7 protein-coding genes are annotated in these 11,227 nt (G+C 68.5%); 5 read left to right on the forward strand and 2 right to left on the reverse strand.

All coding sequences use genetic code 11. The features are described 5' to 3' along the window. Positions 1 to 486 precede the first annotated feature (486 nt). The 4 genes from ACF07V_RS38660 (at position 487) to ACF07V_RS38675 (ending at position 7,577) form a co-directional block, all read left to right on the forward strand. Positions 487 to 2,883, forward strand: coding sequence for a Helicase associated domain protein (locus tag ACF07V_RS38660; RefSeq protein ID WP_392160875.1), 2,397 nt, complete (start codon positions 487 to 489; stop codon positions 2,881 to 2,883). A 56-nt stretch (positions 2,884 to 2,939) separates the two neighbouring features. After that, complete coding sequence (tap, locus tag ACF07V_RS38665; protein ID WP_392160877.1) at positions 2,940 to 5,036, forward strand: telomere-associated protein Tap; 2,097 nt, start codon at positions 2,940 to 2,942, stop codon at positions 5,034 to 5,036. A 4-nt stretch (positions 5,037 to 5,040) separates the two neighbouring features. Continuing rightward, positions 5,041 to 5,598 carry a telomere-protecting terminal protein Tpg gene (gene tpg, locus ACF07V_RS38670; protein ID WP_392160879.1) on the forward strand — a complete coding sequence of 186 codons (558 nt, stop codon included), beginning with the start codon at positions 5,041 to 5,043 and terminating at the stop codon, positions 5,596 to 5,598. A 1,143-nt stretch (positions 5,599 to 6,741) separates the two neighbouring features. Further along, positions 6,742 to 7,577, forward strand: a protein-coding gene (locus ACF07V_RS38675; protein ID WP_392160880.1) for an IS5 family transposase whose coding sequence is annotated in 2 segments (ribosomal slippage) — positions 6,742 to 7,089 and positions 7,092 to 7,577 — 834 coding nt in all. Because the reading frame shifts where the segments join, the coding sequence is not laid out codon by codon here. A 50-nt stretch (positions 7,578 to 7,627) separates the two neighbouring features. Here the strand turns inward: ACF07V_RS38675 and ACF07V_RS38680 are convergent. Together ACF07V_RS38680 and ACF07V_RS38685 are read right to left on the reverse strand one after the other, a co-directional pair. After that, complete coding sequence (locus tag ACF07V_RS38680; protein WP_392160886.1) at positions 7,628 to 8,290, reverse strand: hypothetical protein; 663 nt, start codon at positions 8,288 to 8,290, stop codon at positions 7,628 to 7,630. Positions 8,291 to 8,877: 587 nt separating this feature from the next. Then, the gene (locus ACF07V_RS38685) at positions 8,878 to 9,351 is read right to left on the reverse strand and encodes a hypothetical protein (RefSeq protein ID WP_392160882.1); all 474 of its coding nucleotides are present in this window, start codon (positions 9,349 to 9,351) and stop codon (positions 8,878 to 8,880) included. Between the two features lie 780 nt (positions 9,352 to 10,131). Between ACF07V_RS38685 and ACF07V_RS38690 the strand changes: the two genes are divergently transcribed. Then, a complete protein-coding gene (locus tag ACF07V_RS38690; protein ID WP_392160884.1) occupies positions 10,132 to 11,133 on the forward strand; it encodes a DUF389 domain-containing protein in 1,002 nt (333 codons plus the stop codon). The last annotated feature ends 94 nt before the right edge of the window (positions 11,134 to 11,227 follow it).

An 11,227-nucleotide genomic window follows, 5' to 3' on the forward strand; every position in this document is an offset into this window, starting at 1 on the left:
AATTCGCGCAAGCGCGAATTCTAAAAAGAGTAATCAATTCTCGCAAGCGAGAATTGATGGAGCGTCCGCTACGCTCCCGCTCACCGGCTCCGCCGGGCAGCAAGAGCGGGGGGCATCAGGCCGTTGCCTGTGTAGTGTCTGGGATTCCAGCCACTACACAGGCAACGGATGTGACGGACCGTCGGCTTGACGGGGTGTCGGCCCATCGTAGCGATGGGCTCCGCTGCGCTCCGCCCGAACCCCTCCCCCGTCTTCGATGCCATCCCGGCATGTTCACTAATGTTTCCGCAGCGTGCACCATAATCCGCTGCATCGGAGTGAGACTCAGTCATGTCTCTCTGGGGTGGGACAGGGGGAGTGAATGATGCATCGCTGGGATATGCTGTGTAGAGTCTGGGATCAGACATCACACCCCTCGGCCACCGCCACCGTGCCGGACTTTTATTTCAGATTGCGCGCCGCATTCCGTAAAAGGAGAACTCGGGAATGGTCGTGAAACTGCGTGACCACCAGGTCGAGGCCGTTGCCGCCATTGTGCGCGGTCTCGATGTCCCGCCGGGCGGCATTCCCGTTGATGGCCTGCGCGGGCAGGTGCACGCGGCATGTGGGACGGGAAAGACCATCATCGCGGCGGCGGCGGCGAAGCGCCTTGTCCCCAGGGGACGCATTCTCGTGCTGGTGCCGACGCTGGACCTTCTGACCCAGACCGTCCAGGCGTGGCGCGGGGCTGGGCACATGGGGCCGGCGGTGGCGGTGTGCTCGCTCCAGGACGACCCGGCGCTGTGGAGCCTGAAGGTGCGCTCCACGACGAATGCCGTGCAGCTGGCGCTGTGGCACGGCTCCGGGCCTGTCGTCGTCTTCGGGACGTATGCCTCGCTGGGGGTGCTGGCGGAGGCTTTCGAGGGCGTCTACGGGCAGAGGCTGGCGCCGATGGACCTGACGGTGGTCGATGAGGCCCACAGGACTTCGGGCTCGATGGGAAAGGCGTGGGCCGATGTCCACGACCAGAGGGTGATTCCGTCGCACCGCCGGCTGTACCTGACGGCGACGCCGCGGATCTGGGAGGAGCGGCTGAACCGCGAGGTCGCCGAGGGGGTGCGCGACCCGCTGCCGCGTGAGATGGCGGCCTCCATGGACGACGAGAAGGTCTTCGGGCCCGTCCTCTACAAGCTCAGCCTGGCGTCTGCCGTCTCGCGCGGGCTGCTGGCGCGGTATCAGATCATCGTCCTGGAGCTGAAGGACCCGGTCGTCACGCCCGAGCGGTTGATGGGCGAGGACCGGCACACCGAGAAGGTACGCGGGCAGCGCCTTGGAGCCCTCCAGGCGGCGCTCCTGCACACCATGGCGCAGCACGGGCTGTCGACGTGCATCACCTTCCACCACCGGACGATAGAGGCCCAGGCGTATGCGGAGGGTCTGGAGCGGGTTGCGGCGAAGCTGCACGCCGACCGGCCGGAGATGTACCCGGCGCGGGTGTGGGCGGACTGGTTGTGTGGTGAGCACGCCGGCGAGCGCCGGCGGGAGGTGCTCGCCGGGTTCGGGACGACGGCGCGGCGGGCGGTGCTCTCCAACTGCCGTGTTTTGGGTGAGGGTGTGGACATCCGGGCCGTGGACTCGGTGGCGCTGCTGGACCCCAGGGGCGCGCCGCACGACATCGTCCAGGCCATCGGCCGGGCACTCCGGCAGAAGCCGGGAGAGGGAAAGCTTGCTTCTTTGATCGTGCCGGTATTTCTCCAGCCCGGTGAGGAGCCGGAGGATATGTTCACGTCGGGTTCGTATCGGCCTTTGGTGAAGGTTCTAGAGGGTTTGCGGGCTCATGACGAAGAGGTAATCGAGTTGCTGGCCATCCCGCAGGAGCCGCAGAGGGAGGTGGCGCAGCCGTCCGTGAGTATTGGTACGGCGCCCGGGGAAGGTGAGGAAGAGTCCCGGCTCCTGCTGCGTTTCGCTGTCCCCAGGGATCCGGTGATGGTCGCGGACTGGGTGTCCTTCAATGTGATCGACACGGAGCGGCAGGACTGGGCGCGTGGCTGGGCGAGGCTGAAGGCGTATGTCGAGCGGGTGGGGAGCGCCCGGGTGCCCTACGGGCACCGGGAGGGTGCGACGCCGCTTGGGCAGTGGGTGGCGGAGCAGCGGCGGGCGTATGCGGCTGGGGAGATGAGCGGGCTGCGTGCGCGGCGGCTGGAGCGGCTCGGGATGGTGTGGTCGGTGGCGGACGAGCGGTTCCAGGAGAATTTGGCCGCGGCGAGGGTGTACTACGTGGCGCACTGGACGCTGTGCGCGCCGCGGACCGCGACCGTGCTGGACCGGCCGATCGGGCAGTGGCTCGCGAACCTGCGACGCCCGGGTGCGCTCGCCGGCAAGCCGGAGTGGGAAGCCGCGTTGAAGGAGGTCGACGAGGACTGGAATCCGTCCTGGCCTCCGGAATGGCAGCGGCACTACGCCGTGGTACGGGAGATGCTTGCCGAGGAGACCATCCTCGCCTACGTCGAACCCGGCGTGACCGTGCATGGGATGGACATCGGGAAGTGGCTGGCCAAGCAGCGGAAGCCGGAGGTGTGGGCGGCCCTGTCCGGCGGGCAGCGCGAGCGGCTGGAGGCCATCGGCGTCTTCCCGTACCCCTCGGAGCCAAAAGCGCCGGCGCCCGCGAAGGTGTCTACGACGGGTGTGAGCGCTTTCGAGCGGGGTGTTGCGGCCCTGGCGCAGTACAAGGCGCGTACCGGCTCGGTGACCGTCTCCAGGGCTCACGGCGAGCGGCTCGAGGACGGCACGGAGGTCAGGCTCGGAGTGTGGATCATGAATCAGAAGGGGCGCCGTGCCAAGCTCACCGCCGACAAGCTGGCTGTGCTGGCCGGCCTCGGGCTCGACTGGGCACGGGAAGGTTAAAGCGTGGGATAAGTTCTTGGTTAAGCAGTGTTGAGTCTGACGTGAGGGTGCAGGCAATGGCGTCCGAGGAAGAGCTGTTCGCGTCCGTCGATGCTCTGTTGAACGAGGAGCCGCAGCTCCCGCCTCCGGCGGAGCGTGCCCGGCTGCGTGAGGCCGCCGGCATCACGCAGGCCCGCCTCGCGACCGCGTTGAAGACAACGACCCAGTCGGTGAAGAACTGGGAGAACGGCCGGAGCGAGCCGAAGTCGCCGCGTCTGGATGCCTACCAGCGGCTGCTGAACGGGTGGGCGGCGAAGTACCCCGCCCGCGGTGCAGCCTTGGCTGTCACGCCGGCGGCAGCGTCCAGTGAAACGGCAGCATCCCAGGTGGAGACGGCAGACGCCCCGCAGGCTCTCGCCGTGCCGGCCACGCGGCCGGCACGTCCCGTCACCCGGCCGGCTGCGGCATCCCGGCGTCCGCCGGCGAAGAAGGCCGCCGCACCCGCGCTGGACCCGCGTTTCCCCCACGGCCCGCTTGCCGTGCTGGACGGTGACGGCTCCGCGTACGGCACGGGCGGGGTCGTGCTGGACTGCCCGGCCACCACGGTGGTGGAGCTGGTGGAGTGGACACTGCGCGAGTCCGGCCTCGGCGCGCCGAAGCTCAACCGGTACGGCAAGGACTCCGACCCGCTGATCGTGCTCACCGCCGCGGCCGCGGTGAAGCTCGGGCTGCCCGAGCGCCTGGAGGGTCACGAGCAGCGCCGGTCCCTGCGCCTGCCGGAGGACCACCCGGTCGTCAAGCAGGTCGCGAAGGCCAAGTGGCAGCTCACGCAGCGCGGGTTCGGCCCGTGGGCGCGGATCTACCGCAAGGCGCAGGGCCGCGAGAGGCAGTGCGTGCAGCTGGCGATCCTGTCGTGGGACGCCCTCGATGAACGGTCCTGGCCCGGCGTCACGGAGATGGAGCCGGCCGGCATCGCCCGCGTCCTCGGCGTGTATGCCCAGCGGGTCATCACCCCGCGCGGGTCGACGGCCGTGTCGGGCCTGGAGCTGATGACGGCCATGCGGCCGCCGACGAAGCCGGAGCGCGACGAGGAGACCGGCAACTGGATCTCCAGCTACAACCCCGGCAGCTTGGGGACGGAGCCGATGGACCCGGCCCCGCCGGAGGCCACCCCCGAGCACCCGGTCGTCGTTCGGTCCGGCTGGACCGGAGGGTTCCTCAATGAGGAGGCGTACCAGTGGGTGCGGTCGGTGGACACACTCTCGGATGAGGAGTGCCTGCTGCCCTTCGCGGTCGGCCTGGACCTCAACACGGCGTTCCTCGCGGCCGCGGCCCGCCTGGTCGTCGGCCTGTCCGCCCCGGACCACTTCCACCACGTGAAGTTCAACCCGAAGATCCCCGGGAGCTGGCTGGCCGACCTGTCCCCCATCGAGCTGGACCCGCGCCTGCCCTCACCGTTCACACCGGACGGCACCCGCCCGACCGGCCCGGCCTGGTACCAGACGCACACCCTCGCCTACGCCCAGGAGCTCGGCCACGACGTCCACCCCATCGAGGCCTACCTGCGCCGCGAAACCGGCGCCTACCTCGACCCGTGGCACGACCGCCTCAAGACGGCGTACGTCGACACCCTCGCCGACCTCGGCGTCACCAAGGACCTGGACGACCGCGCCTTCCTGGTCGCGATGGAACGGCACAAGCAGACCGACCCGGCCCTGGCCGCCGTCCTCGCGGCCGTCAAGGCCACCGTCAAGGGCGGCGTCGGCAAACTCCGCGAACGCCCCCAGGGCCGCCACTACAAGGAAGGCGAGCGGTGGCCGGCCCTGGAACGTGCGACCTGGCGCCCCGACATCCGCGCCGCCGTCATCTCCAAGGCCCGGGTCAACATGCACCGCAAGCTCACCAACATGGCGAAGATGACCGGGCTGTACCCGCTCGCCGTGCTCTCCGACTGCGTCGTCTATCCCTCGCCGGGCGCCTCGCCACTCGACTTCCTGCCCTACGCCGCCTCCGGCAAGCCGCAGCCGGGCGGCTTCCGCCTCGGGCCCACGCCGGGCCTGGCGAAGCTGGAAGGCGTCCAGCCGATGCTGTGGGCCATCGACCTGATGGAACAGGGCCTCAACCCCGCCCGCCACATCAAGGGCGGCGACGCCGTCCTGGACGAAGGAGAGTAACGCCGTGGGGGAGATCGAAGACGCGATCGAGCGCGCCGACCGGGAGGCGTTCACCAAGGAGCCGCCCAAGACCCTCAAAGGGCAGATCGGCTACCTGCTCCGGCAGTTGGGCAGCGCGAAGGCCGTCGCGCAGGAGATCGGGGTCACCGCCGACTCCGTCAACCGCTACCGCCGCGGCGCCCGCAAACACCCCCGCCCCGACATCGCCGCAAAGATCGACAACGCCGTACGCCAGCGATGGCAGCCCCTGGTACGCAAACGCCGCCAGCGCCAGGCCGCCACCAGCACCGGAATCACCGTGGAGACCAGGGCCCGCTTCGGCTACACCGCACCGGTCGGCACCACCGACGACGGCCGCTTCCGCCGCCTCACCGTCCACCTCCCCCCGCACTACGCCCAACGCCTCTTCCACGCCCGCAACACCGGAGCCAGCGACCAGGAGATGCGGGGGATCATCGCCGAGGGATTCAAGGAGATCTACTTCCAAGACGGCGGAGGCCGCGCCACAGGACTCACCGACGTCACCCTCAACGACATCGACTACCTCGACCTCGACTACTAACCCAACACCAACCGCCGCGGACCCGGCACCCGCCCGTTCAGCCCCAGCACGCTAGTTGTCACAAGCAACACGATCGACGAAGACACTGTCGCCGGCCGCAGGCGCCTATCGGGCAGCCCCCTTGCAAAGCGAGACAACGCTGCCGTTCCCGGGACGGATCGCAGACAGACACGGCCTGACTCTGACCACAAGAAAAGTCGCGAACACAGCCACCGCCGTATCCACCATCAAGGAACCACCCCCGCACAAACGGGGAGCAGGGCCACCGGAAGCCGTTTCTCCGTCTCCCACCGGGACCATCCCCGCGGGGGCAGGGAGCGGGGAGCAGAGGGCGCGGCGTGGACCGGGGACTGTACGGGGGGACCATCCCCGCACAAGCGGGGAGCAGCCGCGCAGCAGGGGCGAGCTCCGCTACGCCTCGGGACCATCCCCGCACGCGCGGGGAGCAGAGCGCACTCGCTTTGGGAGCGAGGGGCCGCAGGGGACCATCCCCACGTGCGCGGGGAGCAGCAGACCACCCACCCCACGTGCTCCGAGACCCCGGGACCATCCCCGCACAAGCGGGGAGCAGATCGTGGCACAAGTGAGGCAGGTGTTGACAGCGGGACCATCCCCTCGGCCGCGGGGAACAGTCATGGTAAGTGCGGTGGCAAGCACGCCCCAGACATGGCCAGAACACCGGCAACACTCACCACCCCCTCACAGCAGCACTCCTCACCTGGAACAACAGGCCGAGAGCCCCCAGGCCCGAGACACTCACCACCACAACCGCCGACAACCAGACGCAACACCCACCGAAACAACAAAGGCCAGAACCACCCCGCCGCACACAAAAAGCAGGACTCCACCGTCAAGCCCTCCGGGAGCGGTCCGGGACCATCCCCGCGGTGGCAGGGAGCAGGGCGCGTCGAAACCCTCGGTGAGCACCATGCAGGGGCCATCCCCGCAGGCGCGGGGAGCAGTCCTTTCAGGGGATGACGGTGAAGCCGTGCTTGGGACCATCCCCACGCAGGCGCGGGGAGCACGAATGGGCGCATGGGAAGCCCTCCCCCATACTCACCACACCCTCACAGCAGCACTCCTCACCTGGAACAACAGGCTGAGACGTCGTTTCCTTTGGTCTTCGGCGGTCGTTGACGGAACGTGGATCGTCTTGTTGAGCAGTTGGTGCCGGACGAGCTGTGGGAACTGTTTCGTCGGGTGGTGCCACCGACCGTGGTGCATCGGCCGCAGGGCGGGGGCCGTCGGCGAGCCGGAGACCGTGAGGTGCTGGCGGCGATCGTCTTCGTGGCGACATCGGGGTGCACCTGGCGTCAGCTCCCACCGGTCTTCGGGGCTTGCTGGCAAACGGTGTACAAGCGGTTTGCGCGGTGGAGCGGTGAGCGTGTGTGGGCCCGGCTCTATCGGGTCATCCTGGACGAGCTCGGCTCACGTGGGCAGCTCGACTGGTCCAGGTGCGTGATCGACTCGGTGAGCATTCGTGCCCTCAAAGGGGGCATCTGACGGGACCGAATCCGACCGACCGCGGCAAAGAGGGGTCGAAGATCCATCTGATCTGCGACCGCACCGGCCTGCCGATCTCGCTCGCGATTTCGGGCGCCAACCTGCATGACAGCCGGGCTTTGGAACCTTTGGTTCGAGGTATCCCACCGATCCGCTCGCGCCGTGGGCCACGTCGGCGTCGTCCGGCCAAACTGCACGGCGACAAGGGCTACGACTACGACGATCTGCGCCGCTGGCTGCGCGAGCGCGGCATCGTGCCGCGGATCGCCCGCCGTGGCATCGAGTCCTCCCAACGCCTTGGCAGCCATCGCTGGGTCGTGGAACGCACGATGTCCTGGCTTGCCGGCTGCCGTCGCCTGCATCGGCGGTATGAACGCAAGGCCGAGCACTTCCTTGCCTTCGCGGGTATTTCCGCGGCCCTCGTCTGCCTCCGCCGCCTCGTCCGTGCGGACGCGCAGAACCGGTCAGCGTCGTGATAGTTGGCTCGTCCGGCCAATCGGGGAGGTTCGGCAGCGCCAGCTGACGGTCAGCCGCCGTGGAGGCCCCACTCGTCGAGGCCACCGTAGACATGAGCTTCAAGGCATCCCGGGGCGTCCATGCCGACGGCCTCGCCCCGGTACAGGGCGATGAGCGAGTCTTTGCCCCGCCACCAGGTGTCGGTCATGCCCAGCACTTCAGGTACCGGCTCATACCCTTCGAGGTCCAGGGAATCGACGGCTTCGCCGGTGATCCTCGTGATAGTTCTGGCCCAGCGCCTCGCATGGCCGGCCAGTGCCAACGACTCCACCCAGCCTTCAGTACTGGCATGCAGCGGTGCCCAGTGGTAGCCGTCGATCCCGAACTCGCCGTCAGGGCCGATCATGAATCCGTAGGCCATGGAATAGCGGCAATCCCCGGCCGGGATCCACCAGCCCTCAGTGGCCGACCCCTCGGGAACGTCCGCGCCCAGGACGCGCGGGCCGCTCTCGTAGAACGGCGCCGACGGCAGCGCGAGACCGCCCCAACGGTCCTCGAAGGCCACTGCGCGATCGATCTCCGCGGCCGGGACACCGTGCTCGATCCAGGCGTCGCGGTGACGCTCGATGTCCTGCCGGGCAACACGGATGCCTTCACACGCGACGAACCTCTTGGCCCTGCTGGTCAAACCGGCCGGCGCGACCGGGACGGGCGATACGGGAGCGGCAGCCATCATGGTGCCGGAGTCTACTGGCGAGGTCTGGTAACGCCTCGGGCGCAAGCCCGCCCGTTGCGGCCCAGGACTTGCGCCCTCACCAACAAGCGTCCTCCAGGGCCAACTTTCGCGCTCAGAGGCCGCCATAAGAAACGACGTCTAAGAACCTCCCAGGCCCAAGCAACTCACCACAACCACAGACAGCCAAGCGCAACACCCCCGAACTGACAGAGGCCAGAACCACTGGTGGGACCATCCCCGCAGGCGCAGGGGAGCAGACGATCGCGTCGGCCGGGAGCTGCGTCGTGGGGGGCCATCCCCACGGGCGCGGGGAGCAGGCCTTTCGGATGACGGCGAAGAGGGTGCCTTCGGAGCCATCCCCGCAGGCGCGGGGAGCAGGCGCAAGACCATGCACATGCGGCGTGGGACCCGGGGCCATCACCGCGGGCACGGGGAGCAGCGAGCACGCCCGGACCATCTGATCTGCGACGGAAAGAACACCCCGTTCAAGGTCATCGCCACTGCGGCCAACGGACCGCCTTCCGGCCTCGCGTAAAAGAAGAGCTGCTCGCCCGACGGCATCTTGAAGCGGTCGAGAGATCCGTTCAGCCGATGGTGAAGCGCTGGTTCTGGGCGCCTCGGTCGCAGCGGGCAGTGCGGTAGTAGCCGTTGTCCTGCTGGTAGAGGCAGCGGCCCGTGCCGACACTTTGGAGCATGATGGCGCTGCGGGCGGCGGGCTGGACGGTGCGCCACTTCTGGTATGAGCCGCCGTTACAGCGCAGGGGGTAGACGTCGCCCCGGTCATTGCTGTCGAGGCAGCGCCCCCAGAAGTTGTTCTTAAGAGTGGTGCTGGTGTTGAGGCGGCCGTTCCACTGCCACAGGAGGCTGCCGCGTCCGGTGGTGCAGCGGTCGCCCTTGAGGCCGGTTTCGGAGGTCTCGCGCAGGCAGTCACCGTAGCGGTAGTTCGCGAAGCGGCTGGTGGCGGTGGCAGCCGAAGCAGGTGTGGGGATGAGGAGGGGGAGGGCGAGGCCAGCTGCGGCACAGAGGGCAGCGAAGGCTTTCCGGGTCGGGCGGCGCACTGGGGGGGCTCCTTACAGTGGTTTTCAGAGGTACCTCGAAAGGATCCCCAAACACCACCGCCTACGCCTGAAAAATGGGGAAAACCCCTGGATCGAGCCGCTCATGCCCCCCCATCCGGTCCGGTGGCTCTGTGGGTGACGAGGCGCAGCGTTTCTCGGGCGGTTCGGGAGGCGCTGCCTGCGTTGGATATCGATGGCTTCGGACCGCAGCTGGGTGCCGACCGGCAAGACGCCGTGTGCCGCGCCCAAGGCCCTGGACAAAAGCGCTGGCTACGGGCGTAGGTGGGCGGCCCCCGTCCCGCCGTTGCCGAGTGCGGGCAGGTGCCTTCCGTTCTCGTCGACATCAAGATCCGGGCACGGCGAGTGCCTCCCGAGGTCGTCGACAACCGCTGTTGTGTGACGCCGATAAAGCCACTGGCCCGGCCCGCGGATCCTGACCGTGTGGAGGGACCATCCCCGCACAAACAGGGAGCAGGGGGCCCTCGGGCCCACCGGAGCCCTCGGGCAGAGGGCCATCCCCGCGAGCACGGGGAGCAGACCGCCGCCGCTTCGTCGCCGGCAACGTGCTCGGGGGACCATCCCCGCACCGCAACCGGACGCCTGACCGAACTGGCCGGATGGTCGGCGGACGAATGAAATGGCCGTCCGCCACTCGTGTCAGTCCCAGCTCCACTGGGACTCCCCCGCGGCAACAGCGCTCACTGCGATCTGTGCTCCCTCCGAGGGACAGCCGCAGGTGGCACATGCATCCATCGCTCGGCAGGGCGCGACACTCGAGAGGTGCTCAGCAGCCTCCGCGACCGCGCGCTCCCCGATCACCAGCGAAGGACACTCGAGGAGTTGGAGGAGGATCTAGACCTGTCGGCCGGGGACACCCGCGCGAAACAGTCAGCATTCTGGTCCATGCTGTTCCTGTCGGCGGTCATCGCGGCCGGCGGAGTGCTGACGGATTCGACGGCCACGGTGATCGGCGCGATGATCATCGCGCCGCTGTCCACGCCGATCATGGGAATCGCCCTCGGCGCTGTGCAACGCCGGCGCTCGACGGCGGCTCTGTTCGTCGTCGCCGGTGGGCTACTGGTCGTGGCGCTCGGAGCCTTGTTCTCACTGCTGCTGCCCGCCTCCTACGACCTGCTGTCAAACAGCCAGATCTCCAGTCGTACTTCGCCCGGCCTGATGGACCTGGTGGCCGCGCTTGCCACCGGTTTCGCAGGCGCTCTGGCGCTCTCCCGCCGGGACGTCGCCGCGGTCCTGCCCGGAGTGGCGATCGCCATCTCGCTGGTACCGCCGCTGGTGGTGACCGGTGTCTGCCTCGGGCAGGCCGCGTGGTGGCTGGCTCTGGGATCGTCTGTCCTGTTCGTGTCGAATCTGCTGGCCCTCGTGTTCGCCGGCATGGTGGTGTTCGGCGGCCTGGGCTACGCGACGGCCGACCGCCGAAAGGAGACGGGCGGCGTACGCAGGACCTACCTGGCGCTCGGCCTGCTGTTCGGTGCGGTGGGCCTGCTACTGGCGGCGAACACCGCGGCCACCGTGCTCGTGCAGCTGTGGACCACGCGCGCCGCGAACAGCGCCACGCAGTGGCTGGCAGCATCGCCCGGCGCTTCCGTCGTCAACGTCAGTGCGCAGTCACGGACCCTCTACATCCAGGTCCGCACGCCAGGGGACCTGCCCCCGGTCGAGACGCTCCTCGCCGACCTCCAGGGACAAATCCCCGACGGAGTGCCCGTCGTGGTCGTCACCAACGAAGGCCGCCAGGTTCAGGCCGGACATGTCGGAGGCTAAGAGGTCCTAACAGAAGCTGTTGATCATGTGACTGTCGGCTCGGTTGCTCGTTGGTCCGTTCGTGGCGAAGAGGAACTCCCGGCCGTGGGTCGTC

The sequence above is a fragment of the Streptomyces sp. NPDC015661 genome, from assembly GCF_043077765.1.
GTDB lineage: Bacteria > Actinomycetota > Actinomycetes > Streptomycetales > Streptomycetaceae > Streptomyces.

Excerpts from the sequence above, each read along its gene's own strand:
- ACF07V_RS38660 (WP_392160875.1), top strand. The coding sequence starts at position 487 with ATGGTCGTGAAACTGCGTGACCACCAGGTCGAGGCCGTTGCCGCCATT.
- tap (WP_392160877.1), top strand. The coding sequence starts at position 2,940 with ATGGCGTCCGAGGAAGAGCTGTTCGCGTCCGTCGATGCTCTGTTGAAC.
- ACF07V_RS38680 (WP_392160886.1), bottom strand. The coding sequence starts at position 8,290 with ATGGCTGCCGCTCCCGTATCGCCCGTCCCGGTCGCGCCGGCCGGTTTG.